Raw genomic sequence first — 20,466 nt, forward strand, 5'->3', positions numbered from 1 at the left:
TCGGTTATGCCTTGATTCTTTAATCCAGGTCGATCAAGAACCACGACAATCTTCCATAGGGGCGCTGGAACGGTCACTCAATTTTTACGATATAGCAGCTTCAAACGCCTAGATGGCGTGTATTTCTAAAAAACTGGCACGGTTGCTCTCGTTCTAAGGGATTCTATTGCGAACAACTCCTATTTATTGAGAACGAAAAAGTAGACCGGATTAGGGTCGACTTGGTTAGCTGGGTTAGCAATCACAACTCCTAATTCCAGCTTAGGAATTCTGGCATTGTCAGGTTAACCGGAATGTAGAATAATCGTACTGATTTAACTCAGCTGCCTTTGGCACACGCACAGCGTGTTCACAGCTTCTCATGTACGCCCGTCATCGCTTTCGGGAGCGAAATCATGGGTTACTGCGTTTGGCTCTATTACACTTTCCCTTTGAGCTACCGGGACATCGAGAAAATGATGGTATATCGAGGCGTTGAAGTGACGTACGAATCCATCCGAGAATGGTGCCAGAAATTCGGACAACAATTCGCGAATGGGCTGCAGTACAAACGTCCTTATATCATGGACAAATGGCATCTCGATGAAATGGTGGTCACGAACACGCGCAGCGTGAGCCAGAGGCAACAAGAAACAGCAATACTATCTGTGGCGAGCAGTGGATTCAGAAGGAAATGTGCTGGATGTCTTGCTGCAACGGCATCGAGACACGAAGGCAGCAGAGCGATTCTTCCGCAAGCTGTTAAAGAAACAGGGCTGCGTGCCACGGGTGATTGTCACCGACAAGCTGAAGAGTGACGAAGCGGCAAAGAAACGAGTAATGCCAAGTGTGGAACATCGACAGCACAAGGGATTGAATAATCGGGCGGAGAACTCGCATCAACCGACCCGAGTGCGAGAGCGACGAATGCGACGCTTCAAATCTCCCGGACAAGCTCAACGATTTGTCTCTGCTGCTGACCCAATTCGATCCCACTTCCACTCCAAGCAACATCAACCCAGTGCAAAACGACATCGCCAAGAACTGCGCCAACGCATAGAAGATTGGTGGGAAATCACCTGTGTGAAAAATGCTGCGTAAACTTGAGCGAGACTGACGATTAAGGGAATTACAGTGCTTAATTTTAATACTCCCGGTTAAGTTGATAGTGCCTCTCTGAGTGTTAAATACGAATTACCTTTTAGAAATACAACTTTGGCAACACGCACCGTTTCATGAGAAACGGGAGGGATTGGCTCAAATGCGAGAGACATAGCAATTCACCTTGAGCAATACAAAGATTGCTTTTAAGATAGCTGATGTGATCTTAATCGAGGTTCGCTAACAGTATCGGACCCTTTGTTTGACAAATTGCTGGGGAACGGCTTGCAGCTTGAAAACTAGGACTATCAGAATTTCTACTGGCTCTTAGCGTCTCAAAATCTTCAGTTTGACGAGTTTTGATACAGTATCTTTAGACTGCTTGCACCTTTTCGATGGCGGCTAGCTCTCGCCTCATTTATAATCCTGATAATCGAACTTTATAAGGGATTTCTTCAACGGGTAAATCATTGCAGTCCCAGTCATGATAACGAAGCTGTAACCGCCGTTCTCCTGCATATTCCACTAACCTTCCACCATACAGCTTGGCCTCAGTACCTAGACTTTGAATTCGGATCTTACCGTTGAAGACAGTAGCACGAGCGAGGTAAATCACGAGGTCATCTCGGGAAGGACGATTCACAGTGGTACTTGCGGTCAAGTGAGCTAACCCTCGCTCATCCATTTCTTGAGCTAAGGCAATAGCCGTGTTGCGAATGCCGCTAATCGCAACAATATTGGCGGCAACGGCCATTGTGATGTCTACACCACCATCAGTCACGATGGAGTTGTTGGATAAAAATTGAAAATTGAGTTCTCCCAAGTCACTGCGAATGCGGCGATGAATTAAATTGTCGGGATGGTAATGAGTTAAGGTTCCCACAATAGCGCCACAGGCTGCACGCGGTTCTCGCCAAGGAGATTCACGGGTTTTACCGTAAATCTGTTGACCATTCTCGCGTAATCGCCCAACATGAGTTTTGAGGTCGATCGCCACAAGAGAAAGCGATTGAGGATTGCCTGCATACACTCGTCGTTTTAAGGATTCGTCTAACTCATGAGCCACGGTGACATGAGCTAAGGTCGCCCCATTGTCCGTGCCTCCACCTGCTGGGAAAAAAGCTTCTAACTTGAGTTCTCCAATTTCAGAGAGAGTCGCAAATCGAGAGGCGACGACATCACGGTAGCGTTTGGTCGCCTCGCCTTGATGGATGCGATCACCACAGTTGGTATACGCCAAGGTGGTCACAACGCTGGGTAGGGTCATGTCAGCCCCGCCGGTGTTCATGTCTGTCGGGCTAGAGACCGCAAGTTGAAGTTCATCTCGCAAGATTTGCAGCCCCTTGATGAGCGTGTAGCGATCTCGGACAATTTCATTGAGATAATTATGGTAGGCATTGCGCTCCATTCCAAAACTGGCGGAGAGCCGCCAACATTTTTCGACCCGTGCTTCGGTAGGGGCAGCATCAAAGGGTAAAGACATAAGTTGGCAAGACGGATCATGAATGCTGGATGAGATATTTCAAACTATACAGGCCATCTCACATAACCTCTAGTGCAGTTGATTGACCGCAACTGATCATGATGCTGCAAGGTTCTCAATAGCCGCGAAGAAACGTTTTTTGAAGATGGATGTAGGCCGTTCGCTTTATATAACAAAAAGCACGATGAAATTTTGGCTCTAGCAAAGAAGGACTGTTGACGCTGAATGCCCCGTTTACGTTGATTGAAGCAATATTTGGGCTGGTTCTAGCCACGTCAATTATTGATCTCGTGATTTGACCACTTCCAAAGAACGTTTGATGGGGTAGCTGCGATTGTGCCAGTTGAGGGTGTCTCAAAATCGGCCATTTAGTTGTCACTCAAACGCTCCTTTCTTTTACACTTTTCTAACTCAAGGGCAATCGCTCTTTCCCATAATCTGCAAAACTATTTTGCATGAACGCTTCTACGGTATTTCCACTGTTATTCTTAAGGGATTCAGATCGTAAATAAACTTGTAAATAAATCTATGTCTCAAATTAGGGTGGCTCTAACGAGTTCTGATACACTAACAGTCCGTTAGCTCTATTCCTGCCATGCTGATCGGATACGAACGAGTTTCAGCCGATGATCAAAATCCTGCCCTACAACATAATGCACTTCAGAACGCGGGGTGTGACAAGATTTTCTCCGACAAAATGAGTGGTGCTAAAGCTGATCGCCCTGGTCTAAAACAAGTGTTTGAGTTTGCCAGAAAAGGAGATACGCTCGTCGTGTAGCGGCTAGACCGCTTAGTGGCAAGGATAGGGCGTAAATTATGCCATCAAATGCCTTGAGGTTCGGGTGAAGGCTGGACTGGCTATGGCGGAGTTTTGGATGGAAGGGATGTATTTTGGATGGGTGTGATCGCCAAAAATTGTGATGAGTCTTCTATAGTTTGAGGTATACCCTACCGTACTCCTCTAAAGAAGCTGCATGGTTGCTTTACCAGGGATTGCTATCCAAAGCAAAATTTACGAAAGCTCTAATTCTCTGGTGTATCGGGGCATTCGAGACGATGGGGTAGCGATCGTGGTCAAACTGCTCAAGCAAGATTACCCTTCTGCCCAAGAACTAACGCGCTACCGACAGGAATATGAAATCACCCGCTCCCTCAAGCTGGAAGGCGTGATCGAGGCATATAGTCAGCAAGACTATCAACGCACGCTTTTTATTCTCTTAGAAGACTTTGGTGGAGAGTCCTTGGAACGATGGATGCGCCAGCGCCCAGATTTCTGCCCCATGCCCTTAGCCACATTTCTACGGCTGGCGATCGCCCTCACCGACATTCTGAACAAAATCCATGCTGCCAATATTATTCACAAAGACATTAATCCTGGAAACATTGTTCTTAATTTAGAGACTGGCGTTGTTAAAATCATTGACTTCGGGATTGCCACCCGATTTAACCGCACCAATCCCACATTCAAAAGCCCACATATTTTAGAGGGCACGCTTGCTTACCTGTCTCCAGAACAGACTGGGCGGATGAATCGGCTGCTCGATTACCGCACCGATTTTTATTCACTCGGAGTAACGTTTTACCAATTACTGACTGGACAGTTGCCGTTTGCAACAACCGATATCCTGGAATTAGTCCACTGTCATATTGCTAAACAACCTGTTCCACCACACGAACTGAATGCAACCATTCCCAAGTCTGTTTCAGACATTGTCATGAAACTGATGTCGAAGAATGTCGAAGATCGCTACCAAAGTGCCTGGGGCATCAAAGCAGATTTAGTAAACTTGGCAGCACAATTTAAAACAACCAGGCAAATCGACACCATCCCACTCGCGCTGCACGATATTTCCGATCGGTTTCACATTCCCCAAAAACTGTATGGACGGGAAGCAGAGATTGCAACCTTGTGGGCAGCATTTGAGAGAGTAGCGGGAGTGGATGAGTGGGAGAGCGAGATGGCAGGAGAAAATATTTCCTCATCCACCCATCCACCCATTCACCCATCCACCCATAGTCAACTAATGCTTGTCTCTGGCTACGCTGGAGTTGGGAAGTCAGCCTTGGTGCAGGAACTCTACAAACCCATCACGGCAAAGCGCGGCTATTTTATCTCTGGTAAGTTTGATCAGTTTCAGCGCAATATTCCCTACAGCGCGATCGCCCAGGCTCTACAAAAATTGTTACAACAACTGCTGGGTGAACCAGAAGAACAATTGCAGCAATGGCGATCGCGTCTACTCACAGCCTTGGGCAACAACGGACAGCTCATCATTGATGTCGTTCCTGAAGTAGAACTGATTATCGGCAAGCAGCCACCTGTTCCAGAGGTGGGAGCCACGGAAGCTCAAAATCGCTTCAATCGCATCTTCCAGCAGTTCATCCGAGTATTCTGCTCAACAGAGCATCCACTCGTGATCTTTTTTGATGACTTACAGTGGGCAGATTCAGCCACACTCAGATTAATTGAGCTAATCATGCTTGACGAACAAACCCAATCCCTGTTTCTGATTGGAGCCTATCGCGATCATGAAGTGACTTCATCCCATCCATTGACAGTCCTGTTGGAGCGATTGCGAAAACAAGGATCAGTGCTTCAAGAAATCAATCTGGCACCCTTAACACTAGAGCCATTAAGCCAGTTGATCGCTGGAACGCTGCATCAAAACACTGACACTGTGCATTCCCTAGCTGAATTGGTGTTGCGTAAAACGAAGGGAAATCCTTTTTTTGTCAACGAATTCTTGCGAATGCTGCATCGCGAAAATCTATTGACCTTTGATGCGACACGCTTAAGCTGGCAATGGAACATGGAACAGATCCAAGCCCAGAACATCACTGATAATGTGGTGGAGTTGCTACTGCTCAAGTTGCAGAAGCTACCAGAGGGTACTCAGCAAATACTCCGCTTAGCCGCTTGTGTCGGGGCAGAATTTGATTTAGAGACGTTGGCGATCGTTTGTAAGCAATCTCCTCAAGCGATTTTTCTAGATTTGCTGGCAGCGATTCAAGCGGAATTGATTCAGCCTTTTTCTGAATTAGATGAGAACTTGTTAGTTCAAGAGTACAAATTCTTGCACGATCGTGTGCAGCAAGCTGCCTATGCCTTGATTGATGAGTCGCAAAAGCAAATTGTTCATCTTCAAATTGGTCTTACTCTGCTTGAAAAGACATTGCCAGAGCGCCAATCAGACCGATTATTTGAAATTGTCGATCATTTCAATCATGGAATTGAGCTTGTTACCGATCAAGTAAAACGAGATGAAATTGCCAAGCTGAATCTATTGGCAGGGCAGAAAGCAAAAGGGGCAGTCGCCTACAGTACGGCGCAAAACTATCTAGCTACAGGAAGGGCATGGCTAACTGCTTCTAGCTGGCAAACAAACTATGACCTGACCTTAGAGTTATATCAAGAAACAGCAGAAGTCGCGTACCTGTGTGGCGATTTTGAACAGGTGGAATACTGGGCAGCGATCGTTTTACAAGAGGCTAAAACGATTCTTGATAGCGTAAAAACGTACGAAGTCAAAATTCAAACCGATGTTGCACAGAGCCAACCCCTAAAAGCGATCAATACGGCATTGAAAGTTTTGCAACAACTGGGAATCAATTTTCCAGAAACGCCTAGTCAATCAGATATTCACCTTGAACTAGATACAATCACCGGTCTCTTCCATGAGAAAGAGGTTGAGAGCTTGATCCATTTGCCAGAGATGACTGAACCGGACAAGCTAGCGGCGATGAAAATCCTATCAAGCATTACGATCGCCGCCTATGTTGCGGTTCCGAATTTAATGCCTCTGCTTGTGACTAAACAAGTAAGCTTATCAATTCAGTACGGTAATGCTGTTGTATCTCCCTTTGCCTTTGCCACCTTTGGGTTAATCCTTTGTGGAATGATCGGAAACATCGAGGCTGGCTACCAATTTGGACAGCTTGCTCTACGGCTGTTGTCACAGTCTCGTACCCATACACTTAGAGCTAGAACGTTGCTGTCCGTCAATAACTTCATCATCCATTGGAAAGAACATGCTAGAGAATTATTGAAGCCATTACTGGCAGGCTATCAAATTGGGCTAGAAACTGGAGATTTAGAGTCTGCCGCCTACTGCGCTTATACCCACTGTTTTCAATCCTACGCCAATGGAAAAGAACTCGCAGAGGTTGAACGCGATATGGCGATCTATGGCGAAGCGATCCATCAAATCAAACAGGAAACGGCACTAACTTGGAATCAAATCTTTCGGCAGGTCGTCATAAACTTAATGGGACGCTCGACTAGCCCAACTCAACTTATCGGCGAATTCTACAACGAGGAGAATGAACTGCCAAAATATGAAGCAGCAAATGATGGAAGTACTATCTTTACTGTACATTTGAACAAACTTTGCCTATGCTACCTCTTTTCTGAATATGCTCAAGCCGTTAAAAATGCAGCCCTAGCAGAAACTTATTTGATCCGACTAACAGGTGCCTTCCTTCAGCCTTTGTACTATCTCTATGATTCTCTGGCGAGGCTCGCAACCTATCTTGATAGCAGTACTGAAGTGCAGGAGGAAATTCTCAAGAAAGTTACAGTTAGCCAGGAAAAGATGAAGCAATGGGCACATTACGCCCCTATGAATTATTTGCACAAATATCATTTGGTTGAAGCAGAAAAAGCACGAGTCTTAGGTCAGTTGCTTGAGGCAGAGGAGTTCTACGAGCAAGCGATTCAAGGGGCTAGAGAAAACGCATATATCCAAGAAGAAGCGTTAGCCTATGAATTGGCTGCCAAGTTTTATCTGGGGCGAGGGCGAGAAAAGATTGCTCAACTATACATGAAAGAAGCTCATTATTGTTACGAGCGCTGGGGCGCAACCGCAAAAGTCAAGGATTTGGAAACGCGCTATCCTCAATTCTTTGCTCAGTCGTCGCGTGTGAACGCTCCTTTAATTCTCACCACAGTTGGAACCACCTCTAATACCTCACAGGTTGCTTTCGATTTAGCAACAGTGATGAAAGCAGCTCAAGCTATTTCAAGCGAGATTGAACTGGAGCAGTTGCTCAGTTCGTTAATGCAGATCCTGATCGAGAATGCTGGGGCGCAAACTGGATGTTTGCTTTTAGAGAACGCAGGCGAATGGAGAATCGACGCTGCTTGGGAACTGGTTGAAGGTGAAAGTGTCCGCACAATCCAAGTACTGCAATCGACTCCAATCACGAATCGCTTACCTAAATCAATCATTCAATATGTGATCCGAACACATGAAATCGTCCTCTTAAATGACGCAACTCGTGAAGGTCATTTCATCCATGATCTCTATATTCAGAATAATCAAACTCAATCGCTTCTCTGTTTGCCGCTGCTGAATCAGAGCAAGCTTGTTGGCGTGTTGTATCTAGAAAATCAATTAGCGGCTGGAGTTTTTACACCCGATCGAACCCAAGTTCTGAATCTACTCTCCACCCAGGCAGCGATCGCGATCGAAAATGCCAAACTCTACTCACAGCTCCGCGCTAGCGAAAGTCAAATGGCTCAATTTCTCGAAGCGGTTCCCGTAGGCATTGGCATTATTGACGCCATGGGTCGCCCTTACTATGTCAATCAGCGGGGCATTGAGCTGATGGGTAAAGGCGTTGATCCTGCCGCCACCCCGGAGCAACTTTCAGAGGTTTATCAATTTTATGTAACGGGGACGGATCAAATCTATCCATTTGAGAGACTACCAATCATCCGGGCGTTGAGCGGTGAACGCACTAGGATTGACGATGTAGATATTCACCAAAACAACGCAATTATTCCTGTTGAAGGGTGGGGAACTCCTATCTTTGATGAACAAGGCAATGTTGCCTATGCGATCATAGCCTTTCAAGACATTACCGAGCGTAAGCAATCAGAGAAACTGCTAGCCGACTACAACCAAACGTTAGAACAACAAGTCACTGAGCGAACATTGCTGCTTTCACAAGAGATTGAACAGCGTCAGCAAGTTGAAAACGCCCTGCGCCAAAGTGAAGAGCAACGTAGGCTGACAATGGATTTCTCCTACATCGGCAGTTGGAATTGGAACATCTTAGAGAATACAGTGCATTGGGATGATAACAACACCCGATTGCTGGGGGTAGCGCCCGGTGAAGTTAAGGCTAGCTATCAGGCGTGGCGCGATCGGGTTCATCCAGAAGATGTCGATCGGGTTGAGCAAGCGCTTACAACCGCTCTGGCAACTCATACTGATTATGAAGGTGAACATCGAATAATTTACCCAGATGATAGTATTCACTGGCTCGTCAGTAGAGGTCGAGGTATTTATAACGAAGCCGGACAGCCTGTACAAATGTTGGGTGTATCTTTCGACATTAGCGAACAGCGAAACGCTGCACTGCGAGAACGCAAACGTGCCGAAGCAGCCTCCATTTTAGAGGAACGCAACCGCATGGCACGAGAAATTCATGACACGCTGGCGCAAGCATTCACAGGGATTCTGGTTCATATGGGAGCTGTCTCTCGCTTAGTCGCGACTAACCCAGATGCCGTGCAGATGCATATTGATACGGTTCGAGATTTGGCTCGTAGTGGGCTAATAGAGGCTCGACGATCGGTTGCGGCACTGCGCCCCCAATTACTAGAAGATGGCGACCTGTGGACGGCACTGGAGCGATTTATATCCACCATGTCATCCTTAACCGAAACCCGCCTGGTTTACGACATTATTGGCACACCCTATGTGCTACCGCCCGAAACTGAGAATCATCTCCTGAGAATTGGGCAGGAAGCCTTTACGAATGCAATCAAGTACGCCCATGCGGGCGAAATTCGAGTGGAGTTGGTTTATGAACCAACCTCATGCTTTTTACGAGTTAAAGACAATGGACAAGGATTTGAAGTTACCCCTACCACACTCAGCCAGGGATTTGGCCTACTGGGAATGACTGAACGAGCCGAGCATATTGGGGCACAACTTTCGATCGAAAGTCAACTAGGGCAGGGAACAGAAGTGCTTGTCACGGTGAATCAGGAGGCAGCGATATGAGTCAGGCAGCAGCAGTCCGCATTTTGATTGTTGATGATCACGCGATCGTCCGCCAGGGACTCGCCGCCATGATTGAGAATGAGCCAGATATGACCGTGGTAGGACAAGCGGGCAACGGGCAGGAGGCAATCGACCAATATCGACAGCTACAGCCCGATATTACCTTAATGGACTTACGCATGCCCCACATGAGCGGTGTAGATGCGACCATCGCCATCTGCGCTGAATTTGCCCATGCCCGTATCATTGTGCTAACCACTTATGATGGCGACGAAGATATTTATCGTGGATTGCGTGCTGGCGCTAAAGGCTATCTGCTCAAGGATGCTGAACCCAAAGCGCTCCTCAATGCCATCCATATCGTTCATAGCGGGCAACCATATATCCCTTCCGAAGTTGCTGCCAAGCTGGTGCAACGCATGAACAACCCAGAGTTGAGCGATCGCGAGCGGGAAGTCATTCATCTCATGGTCGATGGTTTAAGCAATCATGACATTGGTGTGGCTTTGAATATTACTGAAAGTACGGTCAAATTCCACATCAATCGCATCTTGAGCAAGTTGGGCGTGAGCGATCGCACTCAGGCGGTGGTTACAGCATTGAAACGAGGGCTTGCTAAGTTGTGACTGAACTTAAGTTCGGTTGCTGATTAGCCGCAGAGATAGATAGTGCCCATCCTTTCGTTTCTTCCAAGACTCAACGCTGAGTTGGCGACAAAGTATTGTCAACTCTGTAAGCTAAAGCTATCGAAATAAAGGAGCAAAATTCCAATATTTTGGGAAGAACAAAGGGTCAAGAGTAAAAATAAAACAAATTGCTTTTCATCCTTTTTCCTCTTTTCTCCTTGATCAGGATGTATTGGAAGGTTCAACGATTGTAGGAGGAATCATAAATATCAGTCATGTCAGTCACTCCTGTCATGAGAAACTCTTTTGTCAGAATGTCCGATGAACCAAGATAGATATTCTACCCAACTCCTTGTTCTATCTTCCCAGCGTGACCACTACCAGGGAATGCTCAATGCCCCAGTTGTACTTGTGGAATATGGGAACTACGAATGTTCTCAATGCGGAGAACTGCATCGATTAATTCAGGTCATTCAACAGCATTTCACTTCTGTTTTTCCTGAGGAGAATTGGCTAGAGGCACAAAGTGCAAAACACTTCATTCATACAGTGCGAAGTGTTGGCTACGTGTTGAGAATGGGCACTTACTAGCCTCTAACTACTTTTCTGGTTCAGCCCCGTACTGAGGAAGTCCCCAAAATCTGCTGGGGAGTTGCCTAAGGTACTAACGCATGAGTGGTATTTGATGCTTCTCAACCATCCTCTAACAAAATTTATTGAATCGAATTGTCACAGAGATAGTTTTATCTCTTTTGGACTTCATTATCAGTATTTTCGGACTGTTACCACTGCTCGATGACTTCAACATGAACACAACTACAAACACATGCAACATGAACACAACTACAACTACAAACATACAAATTGATTCCACCGAACTACTCGACAAAAGAGTTTTGGTAACAGGCGGGACAAAAGGCATCGGTGAAGCTATTGCTACACGACTAAGGCAAGCCGGTGCAACGGTCATAACTACCGCTCGCTCAATTCCCGAAAACCTTCAATCGCCTGACCTGTTTATAGGGACTGACCTCAGCACGCCTGATGGAGTGAACAAAGTTGTGCAGGAAGTATTCGCTCGTTTCGGCAGTGTAGACATCTTAATTAACAATGTCGGCGGCTCCTCTGCGCCAAGCGGTGGCGCGCTGGCCTTAACAGATGGGGATTGGCAGCAAGCATTCAATGATAATTTATTCGCCGCCGTCCGTTTGGATCGGGCCTTTCTACCCCGGATGCTTGAACAGAAGTCAGGTGTCATCATCCATATCTCGTCTATCCAACGGCGGCTCCCGCTTCACGACGCGACATTAGCGTATGCGGCGGCAAAAGCGGCGCTGGCAACCTACAGCAAAGGGCTGTCAAACGAAGTTGCGCCTCAGGGAGTGCGTGTCAATGCCGTCGCGCCCGGCTTCATCGAAACGAAGGCGGCTGAGAGACTCATCAAGAGATTAGCTCAGGAGTCCGGCGCTGACCTTGATGCTGCACGTCAAGGACTGATGGACTCACTCGGAGGAATCCCGATGGCACGACCAGGTCGCCCCGAAGAGGTCGCGGAGCTTGTCGCTTTTCTGGTGTCAGATCGTGCCTCTTACATCACAGGCACTGAATACGTCATTGACGGCGGAACGATCCCGACCGTCTGACGCCCAAGCAAGAACAAATCAACATTACGAAATTTGGAGGTACTTCTTTAATGGTGACCAAACACTACGACTTCATCGTCTGCGGCGCAGGCCCTGCTGGTTCAGTAATAGCGGCAAGGCTCGCCGAAGACAAACAAGTTAATGTTCTGCTAATCGAAGCAGGTGGAACTGATGAAGTGCCAGAGGTGATGACTCCGGCACAATGGCCGTTAAATCTTGGATCAGAACGTGACTGGGCCTTCGTTGCACAGCCCAACCCGCATCTGAGTGGACGCTCAATCCCCCTGAATATGGGCAAGGTACTGGGGGGCGGCTCAAGTATCAACGTCATGGTGTGGGCACGAGGACACAAGAATGATTGGAACTACTTCGCTGAGGCTTCCGGCGATCCGGCGTGGGGGTATGAATCTGTCCTGGAGATCTATCGCCGGATCGAAAACTGGCAGGGAGCGAGTGACCCTATGCGTCGGGGAATAGGCGGCCCCGTTTACGTGGAATCCGCAGCAAGTCCCCAGCCCATTGCACAGGCCATGGTTGAGGCGGCAAACAGTATGGGTATTCCGTGTTTCGAGAGTCCCAACGGCGAAATGATGGAAGGGCGCGGAGGCGCTGCTATAAACGATCTAATTATCTGGAACGGACGTCGCTCTTCCATCTTTCGGTCGTATGTTTATCCTCTCCTGAATCAGCCGAACTTATCGGTCTTAACTCACACTATGGTCAGTAAGCTTATCTTTGATGGCAGGTCTGTCATCGGAGTTGAGGTGATCCAGGATGGCAGGCGCAATCAGTACTACGCTTCGGAGGAAGTCATCCTCTCTCTCGGCGCAATCAATACGCCGAAGGTTCTCCTCCAATCCGGAATCGGGCCGGAGGAGGAACTTCGCAGACACGGAATACCAGTTGTTCAGCACCTTCCTGGTGTTGGCCAGAATCATCAGGACCATGTTTCGTTTGGCTGCATCTTTGAATACCGTGAGCCTCAGAAGATTGGAAATGGCGGCTCGGAAGCCACTCTTTACTGGACTAGTGATCCCAACCTAAAGCGGCCCGATATGTTTCACTGCCAGGTTGAGTTTCCGGTGCCCAGCCTGGATACGGCTCACCTTGGGGTTCCAGCGCACGGTTGGACGATGTTTGCGGGTCTGGCGCACCCTAAAAGCCGGGGCAAGGTCAGGCTTTCCGGTCCTGACGTAAACGATCCGGTGTTAATCGATGCAAACACTCTGTCGCACCCCGGCGACCTGAAAGCCGCATTCACCAACATCGAACTTTGCCGTGACCTCGGCAATAGTACCGTCTTCGAGAAGCTGGTGAAACGTGAAGCGCTGCCAGGCAAACTAGGTCGAAGCGAAATGGAGAACTTCGCCCGCAACGCAGCAGTTACATACTGGCATCAGTCGTGTACTGCCAAGATGGGGCAAGATTCCATGTCTGTAGTCGATGGCAAGCTGAAGGTCTATGGCATCAATAAGCTGCGCGTGGCAGATGCTTCCATCATGCCTGAGATCACAAGTGGAAATACGATGGCTCCCTGCGTCGTCATCGGCGAACGAGCAGCAGACATCCTCAAGAAGGCGCACCGAATGATGCCCTGCCAAGCGGTGGAAGTGGCTGTCTGAGCCGCCCACTGTACGTAGATGAAAAGGGAGCGTGACGGGTGCGAGATGTCGAAACATCCAGGTGAGTATGGAACCGAATGACGACTGTCCTACTGAACGAGAGCCGCGGCTCTCGTTCAGTCTGATTCGCTGAGCATCTCGATCAGATGCCGACTCCTGCACCTGAGCATTGAGTGAAAGCTTGCTGTTCAAATCCCAATTTCCGTCCTCAGTCACGCACTGATGACTACGCCAAATTGAGTTCGATCGAAAGTGGCATGGAGGAATAGCCGCATGAGTATCTCAACCCAGCAGCATATCATAGCTACGTCCCACGGCTCCCTTGCAGTCGAGGAGACTGGATCAGGCGGTATACCAGTGCTGCTGATCCATGGCAATTCGTTTTGCCGTGGCGTTTTCCGCAATCAGATGCAAGGACAGATCGCGAAGAAACATCGCTTCATCGCGTTCGATTTACCAGGTCACGGGCAGTCCAGCAACGCAGCCGATCCGAAACTTAGCTACACCCTACCCGGACTTGCGGACGCCGCCATCGAGTTGCTCGACGAATTGGGTATAGCCGAGGTCATCGTGTTGGGTTGGTCGCTCGGCGGACATATTGGGATGGAGATGATTCCGCATTTTCCGGGAATGCGAGGGCTGATGATTTGCGGTGCCCCACCTGTGAGTCACGATCAGATGTCGCAAGGGTTCAACGCGTCACCGCATCTGAGCGTCGCAGGCAAGCAGGATTTGTTTGAAGCAGAGATCAACGCCTTCGTTGAAGGCATCATCGGTAAATCGGCCGAGCCATTCCTCCGGGATGCCGTCGCGCGCGCAGATGGCGGTTTTCGCAAGAGGCTGTTTGAGTCCGCGCGTGCCGGAGAAGGCGTGAACCAGCGTCTGATCGTGGAAAGCAGTCCTGTTCCGCTCGCAGTGGTGAATGGTGGCGCAGATCGCTTAGTCAATCTTGATTACTTCGATACCATCGCGTATGCCAATTTGTGGGAGGGACGCTGTCATCGCCTGAGTGGACTAGGGCATGCTCCTTTCTGGGAAGCGCAGGAAGAATTCACTCCGGTACTCGAACGTTTCCTACGGGATGTCGAAACCGGCCGTGGAACCAATTCTTATAAAGACTGAGATTGTTCTTGTGCTTATCGAAATCAAACAATAGACCAATTCACAAAAAAGGAGACTCTCATGCCTTACGTTACTGTCGATCAAGAAAATTCTGCCAGCATTGATATTTACTACGAAGATTTCGGAGTGGGTCAACCTGTGGTGTTGATTCATGGGTTTCCACTCAGTGGTCATTCCTGGGAAAAACAGGTTGGAGTGTTGCTGAAAGAAGGCTACCGAGTCATCACTTACGATCGCCGTGGATTTGGTGACTCCAGTCAGCCTTCGTTTGGCTATGACTACGATACCTTTGCTGCGGATTTGAACACGCTGATGACCAAACTTGACTTGCATGACACTGTGTTAGTCGGTTTCTCAATGGGAACAGGTGAAGTCACGCGCTATCTCGGCAGATATGGCTCAGAGCGGGTGCAGAAAGCCGTGCTGATGGCTCCAGTGCCGCCCTTCCTACTGAAGACCGATGATAATCCTGAAGGCGTTGACCAAAGCATTTTTGATGGCATTATGAAAGCAATTGTTGAAGACCGTCCAGCCTACTTTTCTGCATTTTTCAGAGAATTCTTCAATGTGGATGTGCTGCTGGGCGATCGCATCAGCAATGAAGCAATTCAGGCAAGTTGGAATGTGGCAGCAGGGGCTTCTGCTAAAGGGACTTTAGATTGTGTGCCGTCCTGGCTGACTGATTTCCGCGACGATTTGCCCTGCATAGATGTACCAACGCTGATTATTCATGGCGATGCCGATCGCATGTTGCCGCTTGCATCTACCGCATCGAGGCTGCCGCAGCTTATTAAAGACAGCCGTCTTGTCGTTATCCCTGATGGACCGCACGCCATTAACTGGACTCATGCTGATCAGGTCAACCCTGTGCTGCTGGATTTTCTCAAGGAAGATTAAGCTACAAAAAAGCGTAAACCAAAAGATTTTGATATGGACAACATGACGACGGAATTCTAAGTTTGCCGGGTGTGTTTGTGTATAGGGATTGCGACAGGATACGTGTAAAAACCTGCAAGATAGACCTCTAAATTTTGGGTGCTTATAGCTTCTAGCGATTCGGTCTTGGATGGTGTGAAAAGCGGTTGTATCGCAAAAATGATAGGGTGGGGAGGCACAATTTTCTCTCATCTCATCCCAAATGGCTTCCCAATCTTTGTTTAAGTGGCGGCATTTTCTGCCAGAGATCATCGTGCTGAATGTGCGGTGGTATTGTCGCTATGGGTTGAGCTACCGGAATTTGGAGGAGATGATGGTAGAACGGGGCGTGAAGGTGGATCATTCCACGATTAATCGATGGGTGTTGAGCTACGCCCCGGAACTAGAAAAAAGGGTTCGTCCTCATTTGAGTTTGACGAACGATTCATGGCGGGTGGATGAAACCTACATTCAGGTCAAAGGGACGTGGAAATATCTTTACCGAGCGGTAGATTCAGCCGGCAACACGTTGGACTTCATGCTGAGTGCGAAGCGAGACGGGAAGGCAGCGGCGCGGTTCTTTCGAAAAGTGCTGAAGGCTGAACACACTCAAACACCACGAGTGATTACGGTGGACAAGAATGCTGCCTATCCAGTAGCAGTTGAAGCACTGAAAGCGGATAAAACGCTAGAAGAAACGGCAAAGTTACGGCAGAGCAAGTATATAAACAATGTGATCGAGCAGGATCATAGCAACATTAAGCGAATCACAAAATCGATGATGGGGTTTGGTTCATTCAACAGTGCGAGACGAACCTTGAGCGGGATTAAAGCGATGAGTATGATTCGCAAAGGACAAGTGAAGGGAATGGGCAAGGAGGACAGTGTGTCTCAAGTAGAATTTATCAATAAAATCTTCGGAGTGATGGCTTAAGTCAATACGAACGAAACCAGTTCGTTTGTCACTTCAAAGTTTTTGCGACACAACCAAAGTGATTGGCTTGCCGTTTCCGATCTTCTTTAGCTACGTCGCCGCCTACACAGAACTGATTGGGGCACCCTTGCTGGCAATTGGTTTTCTAGCTCGTCCTGCCGCCTTCGGGTTGTTTGGCACAATGTGCGTTGCAATGTATCATCACATCCTAGTCGCGGGCCTGAGTATTCCTTACCTTGAGCTGTCTGCGGTCTATGCAGCTTGTTTCCTGTTCTTCATCGTCAATGGCCCTGGCCTATTTTCAACGGACGCTTTGCTCCTGAATTGGCTGGACTCTAATGCTCTATCGACAAAGGCTAAGCACGTCATGCGTCTGGAGCGAGCTTTCAATTCAGCTGGTTCTGAGGCGGCAACTGTGAGCAAGCAGAGATTGAGCAAATAAAAGCTGGATGACTTTGGACAGGGCTGAACCGATTAGACCTTGCCCACTCATTTCTCAGTCTTGATCCAGGAGCTACCCAGGTGAAATGGGGAACAAATTGGGTAAGTTGCCGCTATCCCTAGATCACCGCGTCATCCATAATGAAAGAACATTCAAAACCGCTAGCCACCTAATCAGGCTGGCATTTATCAAAACAGGCCCTGGGCAATTGCTCAGGGCTTATTAGTTGGGTCACGGCGAGGTCAGGGGCTGGAACTTCTACCACCCCGAAGACTGTGTGAAAACTCTTCCGTTTCAGGTGCTGAAAGCTGCATGACGCAGGGCTTTGATGCCCATATGATCATTTCCCCGATCTCGGCTCAATGCCTACAGGGCGTCAACTCGATGAATTGACTCGATTAGCTCTTCAATCTCTTCATCGCTAGAGCATTGCTGCACTTGAGATTTGAACCACTCTAATTCCTCCGGTTCTGTGTCCTCCACTTGGTACACGAGCAGTGTTCCTGCTACCCGCGCTAAGGTGAGGGGTTCATGGGAAAGGTGATCGAGTAGGGCGCTAGCATCTTGATACAGCCGTTCTGCTGCACCTTCATGCAGCGGCTGCCCCATCTGGGAAGCAATTTCCTGCAAGCTTTGCTGAATTGATCGTTGAAGATCTAGTGGAAAAGAACGATCCATAGTGTCAGTGTCACGATTCAAATGCGTCAGACGTCATCTTCATTCTCGCCCCCTGGTTCTAGTCTGGCATTTCCTGGAGGCTGCGCGGTTCAACCTTCGGCTGCTGATTCATCTCATGGCGGTAGCGGCTGGAGGCTTCGTATACTTGCATCCGGACTCGCTGAATTTAGCCCAGCGGTCGATGCTCCGCAATGCAGTGCCAGGCGTTGAACGATAGCACTTCATCGACATAAACACGCCGTGCTGGACTATAGGCCTCCTGCACCGGAATCGTGATCTTGGCGATCGCTTGGTAGGGGCTTTCCTGCTCTGACCACGGAATGGAGGCATCCTCGATCGGCATCGTCTCCAAATTGGTGCAAAGCTGGGCCCGCAGTTCATACTCCGCAGGCTGCTGGCGGAAGAACTCGACAATCAGATCGCGCAAAACAGAAGGGTCATCTGTTTTAACCGTCTTGCCGATCAACGGCTGCAGACTGGGGGATACCGGAACGGCGCTGACTTTGGCAATGTAGTCTCCATAGCGCAGAGCGGCAGTCGTGTAGTAGGTCTCTCCCAAAATGTGCGTTTCTGGCAGAGTGATCCCCAACGCGGTCGGGTAGAGGTCTATCCCCACCTTTTCAGTCACCGCATTCACAGTGCGTAAAGCCGTTGTCAGAAGTTGTTGCGCTTCTTCTGGGGCGCTCACCACGACCTTTTCTTGGAGTAACTGCTCATTGAGGTAGCGAGCGACGTTTCCCGCCGGAAAAACTGGACGGTTAATCATCAAAAAATCTTGGGTCAGTGCGTCTGGTTCGGAGCTAATAGGACCTTCCACGCCAATGACTTTGATGGCCATACCGCGAAATGAGGACATGCCATCCGGCATGATGTCACCCGGGGCCGTCGAGAAGCGAATCATCACAGGATAAGTTCGGGGTTCACGGAACAGTCCCTGCGCCAGGGGCGCAGGCAGGTTGTCGTAAATCTTCAGTTCCCCCTTAAGTCCACCATGGCCCTTGGCATGGGCACCGCGCATGGCATGACGATGCTTGTCAAACACCTTTTGTCCCATCCGCGCCACCGAGTTCAGAGTGTCGTGGATGAGCCTATCTTCATCGGGTTGCTTGACTTCTACATCGTCCGAGTAGCGGATGTACTGCTCTAGCGGGTTTGGCATTGAGGCTCCTGGTGGGGTTAGGGATTCACTCTAGACAGTCGTAGTGTAACAATCTGGAATTGAGCTTGCTTTGAAGGACGACAATTTCTTCAGATATGACTGACAACCCCAACCTCTCGATTACACAACGTTGCGACGGCCCCAATTGAGTGCGGCGAACCTTATGCTAAAGGTACTGCCCAAGCCGCTACAACGCTTTAAGCTTGCAGAACTTCTCGAATTCAAACCCAGTCAGTCGAACTTACTGGCTATCTCTTCGCTATGGAGGGGCTGATGAACTTACCAAACGTGCTACACACTCCAGGCTTGCTTCAGGAATTTCAATGGATCATCGACCCCGTGGGTTACATGGAAAAGGCAGCCCGCCAATACCCTGATATCTTTACAGGAAGCATCTTTGGGGGTGAACAGTTGGTGTTCGTCAACCATCCACAAGCCATCCAAGACATCCTCACCCAGGATCGCAAGCGCTTCACTGCCCCAGGCGAAATGAACCGCATCCTAACTCCGCTGATCGGCGGCGCTTCAGTGATAATGCTCGATGGCAATCAACACAAGCGTCGCCGTCAACTCTTGATGCCCCCGTTTCACGGTGACCGAATGCGGGCTTACGGAAACCTGATTTGCCAGTTAACTGAAGAAGTCTTGGGCCAATTCTCCTTCGGGCAGTCGTTTCCAGCGCGAATGGCGATGCAGGAGATATCATTGCAAGTCATTTTAGAAGCCGTGTTTGGACTCTGTGAGGGAGAGCGGTTTGAGCGGATGCAGCACTTGCTCACGGCGATGACTGACTGGTTTCGTTCCCCCTTGAGCGTCAGCTTTTTGTTTTTCCCTTGGCTGCAACAAGACTGGGGGAAGGGGTCGCCTTGGGGGAAGTTTGTGCGGCACCGCTCAGAAATCGATCGACTGCTTTACAGCGAAATCGCTGAGCGTCGTCAGCAAGGGGACGTGGATCGAGCCGACATTCTCTCACTGCTAATGGCCGCACGTGATGAAAACGGGCAGCCCATGAGCGATTTAGAACTGCGGGATGAGCTCATGACGCTCCTTCCTGTTTGCTGGACATGAGACAACAGCCTCAGCGATGGCGTGGGCGCTGTACTGGACTCATCAACTGCCCCACGTGCACGCAGCCGTGATGCAAGAACTAGACTCTCTCGGTCCGCACCCCGAGCCGCTGGCAATTGCCCGCTTGCCTTACCTCAGCGCGGTGTGTCACGAGGCGCTGAGGTTGTATTCGGTCGCCATGCTCACTTTCACCCGAGTTGTCAATGAACCGCTGGAACTACTGGGGCAGTCGCTTGCACCTGGGACGAGTGTCGTAGGTTGTATTTACTTGCTACATCACCGCGAGGACCTTTATCCAGACTCATATCAATTTAAGCCAGAGCGCTTTTTGAATCGTCAGTTTTCGCCGTTTGAGTTTATGCCGTTTGGCGGGGGAGCACGGCGTTGTATTGGCGAAGCGCTGGCGCTGTTTGAGATGAAGCTGGTGCTCGTGTCTGGTGTCAATTACAAAGACCGCTTTATTGAATCAAATTTCTTCTCCTTTTCGCCACAAAATAGAACTTAAAATTGATGGAAAAGGATCTCATCCAAATGAGAGCAGAGTGTAGATGGCGACTCTACAAAATGACGACTAAAAATGCTGTACTACTCGATTGGACTGGAGTTGGACTAAAACCGAATAGTACAGTTTACTACAGTTGTAGATCGTTCATTGGCAGGTTGAAGGGCTGTCCCCTTCTG

The 20,466-nt window shown here is 48.9% G+C and carries 15 protein-coding genes and 1 pseudogene; 13 read left to right on the plus strand and 3 right to left on the minus strand.

Annotated elements, in window-relative coordinates:
- Positions 1–361 precede the first annotated feature (361 nt).
- Positions 362–1,080: pseudogene (locus AC5JLB_RS03765) on the plus strand (IS6 family transposase).
- A 418-nt stretch (positions 1,081–1,498) separates the two neighbouring features.
- Here the strand turns inward: AC5JLB_RS03765 and AC5JLB_RS03770 are convergent.
- Positions 1,499–2,563 carry a hypothetical protein gene (locus AC5JLB_RS03770; RefSeq protein ID WP_495872520.1) on the minus strand — a complete coding sequence of 355 codons (1,065 nt, stop codon included), beginning with the start codon at positions 2,561–2,563 and terminating at the stop codon, positions 1,499–1,501.
- 595 nt (positions 2,564–3,158) lie between these two features.
- On the opposite strand from AC5JLB_RS03770, the gene AC5JLB_RS03775 reads away from it, so the two are divergent.
- The 10 genes from AC5JLB_RS03775 to AC5JLB_RS03820 all read left to right on the plus strand — a co-directional run bounded on the left by AC5JLB_RS03775 (position 3,159) and on the right by AC5JLB_RS03820 (position 16,880).
- The gene (locus AC5JLB_RS03775) at positions 3,159–3,341 is read left to right on the plus strand and encodes a recombinase family protein (RefSeq protein ID WP_495872521.1); all 183 of its coding nucleotides are present in this window, start codon (positions 3,159–3,161) and stop codon (positions 3,339–3,341) included.
- Positions 3,342–3,537: 196 nt separating this feature from the next.
- Entirely contained in the window at positions 3,538–9,576 is a 6,039-nt protein-coding gene (locus tag AC5JLB_RS03780; protein ID WP_495872522.1) for an AAA family ATPase, read from the plus strand.
- Entirely contained in the window at positions 9,573–10,202 is a 630-nt protein-coding gene (locus tag AC5JLB_RS03785) for a response regulator (protein ID WP_495872523.1), read from the plus strand. Before AC5JLB_RS03780 ends, AC5JLB_RS03785 begins: the two co-directional genes overlap by 4 nt.
- A 321-nt stretch (positions 10,203–10,523) precedes the next feature.
- On the plus strand, positions 10,524–10,793 hold the full coding sequence (locus tag AC5JLB_RS03790) for a hypothetical protein (RefSeq protein WP_495872524.1): 270 nt from the start codon (positions 10,524–10,526) through the stop codon (positions 10,791–10,793).
- A 242-nt stretch (positions 10,794–11,035) separates the two neighbouring features.
- The gene (locus AC5JLB_RS03795) at positions 11,036–11,845 is read left to right on the plus strand and encodes an SDR family oxidoreductase (protein ID WP_495872525.1); all 810 of its coding nucleotides are present in this window, start codon (positions 11,036–11,038) and stop codon (positions 11,843–11,845) included.
- Positions 11,846–11,895: 50 nt separating this feature from the next.
- Positions 11,896–13,467, plus strand: a complete 1,572-nt coding sequence (locus AC5JLB_RS03800; protein WP_495872526.1) for a GMC family oxidoreductase — start codon at positions 11,896–11,898, stop codon at positions 13,465–13,467.
- Positions 13,468–13,740: 273 nt separating this feature from the next.
- A complete protein-coding gene (locus AC5JLB_RS03805) occupies positions 13,741–14,589 on the plus strand; it encodes an alpha/beta fold hydrolase (RefSeq protein ID WP_495872527.1) in 849 nt (282 codons plus the stop codon).
- 60 nt (positions 14,590–14,649) lie between these two features.
- Positions 14,650–15,486 (plus strand): alpha/beta fold hydrolase, encoded by an 837-nt coding sequence (locus tag AC5JLB_RS03810; RefSeq protein WP_495872528.1) that lies wholly within the window; start codon positions 14,650–14,652, stop codon positions 15,484–15,486.
- Positions 15,487–15,727: 241 nt separating this feature from the next.
- Positions 15,728–16,438, plus strand: coding sequence for an IS6 family transposase (locus AC5JLB_RS03815; protein ID WP_495872529.1), 711 nt, complete (start codon positions 15,728–15,730; stop codon positions 16,436–16,438).
- Positions 16,439–16,463: 25 nt separating this feature from the next.
- Positions 16,464–16,880 (plus strand): DoxX family protein, encoded by a 417-nt coding sequence (locus tag AC5JLB_RS03820; RefSeq protein WP_495872530.1) that lies wholly within the window; start codon positions 16,464–16,466, stop codon positions 16,878–16,880.
- 366 nt (positions 16,881–17,246) lie between these two features.
- Here AC5JLB_RS03820 and AC5JLB_RS03825 read toward each other — a convergent pair whose 3' ends face one another.
- The gene (locus AC5JLB_RS03825; protein WP_495872531.1) at positions 17,247–17,558 is read right to left on the minus strand and encodes a hypothetical protein; all 312 of its coding nucleotides are present in this window, start codon (positions 17,556–17,558) and stop codon (positions 17,247–17,249) included.
- Between the two features lie 166 nt (positions 17,559–17,724).
- A complete protein-coding gene (locus AC5JLB_RS03830) occupies positions 17,725–18,717 on the minus strand; it encodes a catalase family protein (RefSeq protein WP_495872532.1) in 993 nt (330 codons plus the stop codon).
- A gap of 273 nt (positions 18,718–18,990) precedes the next feature.
- Between AC5JLB_RS03830 and AC5JLB_RS03835 the strand changes: the two genes are divergently transcribed.
- Together AC5JLB_RS03835 and AC5JLB_RS03840 are read left to right on the plus strand one after the other, a co-directional pair.
- Positions 18,991–19,785: a cytochrome P450 gene (locus AC5JLB_RS03835; RefSeq protein ID WP_495872533.1), complete on the plus strand. Its 795-nt coding sequence runs from the start codon at positions 18,991–18,993 to the stop codon at positions 19,783–19,785.
- Positions 19,786–19,801: 16 nt separating this feature from the next.
- Positions 19,802–20,290 carry a cytochrome P450 gene (locus AC5JLB_RS03840; RefSeq protein ID WP_495872534.1) on the plus strand — a complete coding sequence of 163 codons (489 nt, stop codon included), beginning with the start codon at positions 19,802–19,804 and terminating at the stop codon, positions 20,288–20,290.
- Positions 20,291–20,466 lie beyond the last annotated feature (176 nt).

Source organism: Myxacorys chilensis (assembly GCF_059505265.1).

What these genes read in the sequence shown, in the direction of transcription:
- AC5JLB_RS03770 (WP_495872520.1), bottom strand. Translation starts at nt 2,563, where the DNA reads ATGTCTTTACCCTTTGATGCTGCCCCTACCGAAGCACGGGTCGAAAAA.
- AC5JLB_RS03780 (WP_495872522.1), top strand. Translation starts at nt 3,538, where the DNA reads ATGGTTGCTTTACCAGGGATTGCTATCCAAAGCAAAATTTACGAAAGC.
- AC5JLB_RS03785 (WP_495872523.1), top strand. Translation starts at nt 9,573, where the DNA reads ATGAGTCAGGCAGCAGCAGTCCGCATTTTGATTGTTGATGATCACGCG.
- AC5JLB_RS03835 (WP_495872533.1), top strand. Translation starts at nt 18,991, where the DNA reads ATGAACTTACCAAACGTGCTACACACTCCAGGCTTGCTTCAGGAATTT.
- AC5JLB_RS03775 (WP_495872521.1), top strand. Translation starts at nt 3,159, where the DNA reads ATGCTGATCGGATACGAACGAGTTTCAGCCGATGATCAAAATCCTGCC.
- AC5JLB_RS03805 (WP_495872527.1), top strand. Translation starts at nt 13,741, where the DNA reads ATGAGTATCTCAACCCAGCAGCATATCATAGCTACGTCCCACGGCTCC.
- AC5JLB_RS03810 (WP_495872528.1), top strand. Translation starts at nt 14,650, where the DNA reads ATGCCTTACGTTACTGTCGATCAAGAAAATTCTGCCAGCATTGATATT.
- AC5JLB_RS03825 (WP_495872531.1), bottom strand. Translation starts at nt 17,558, where the DNA reads ATGGATCGTTCTTTTCCACTAGATCTTCAACGATCAATTCAGCAAAGC.
- AC5JLB_RS03795 (WP_495872525.1), top strand. Translation starts at nt 11,036, where the DNA reads ATGAACACAACTACAACTACAAACATACAAATTGATTCCACCGAACTA.
- AC5JLB_RS03840 (WP_495872534.1), top strand. Translation starts at nt 19,802, where the DNA reads ATGGCGTGGGCGCTGTACTGGACTCATCAACTGCCCCACGTGCACGCA.
- AC5JLB_RS03800 (WP_495872526.1), top strand. Translation starts at nt 11,896, where the DNA reads ATGGTGACCAAACACTACGACTTCATCGTCTGCGGCGCAGGCCCTGCT.
- AC5JLB_RS03815 (WP_495872529.1), top strand. Translation starts at nt 15,728, where the DNA reads ATGGCTTCCCAATCTTTGTTTAAGTGGCGGCATTTTCTGCCAGAGATC.
- AC5JLB_RS03790 (WP_495872524.1), top strand. Translation starts at nt 10,524, where the DNA reads ATGAACCAAGATAGATATTCTACCCAACTCCTTGTTCTATCTTCCCAG.
- AC5JLB_RS03830 (WP_495872532.1), bottom strand. Translation starts at nt 18,717, where the DNA reads ATGCCAAACCCGCTAGAGCAGTACATCCGCTACTCGGACGATGTAGAA.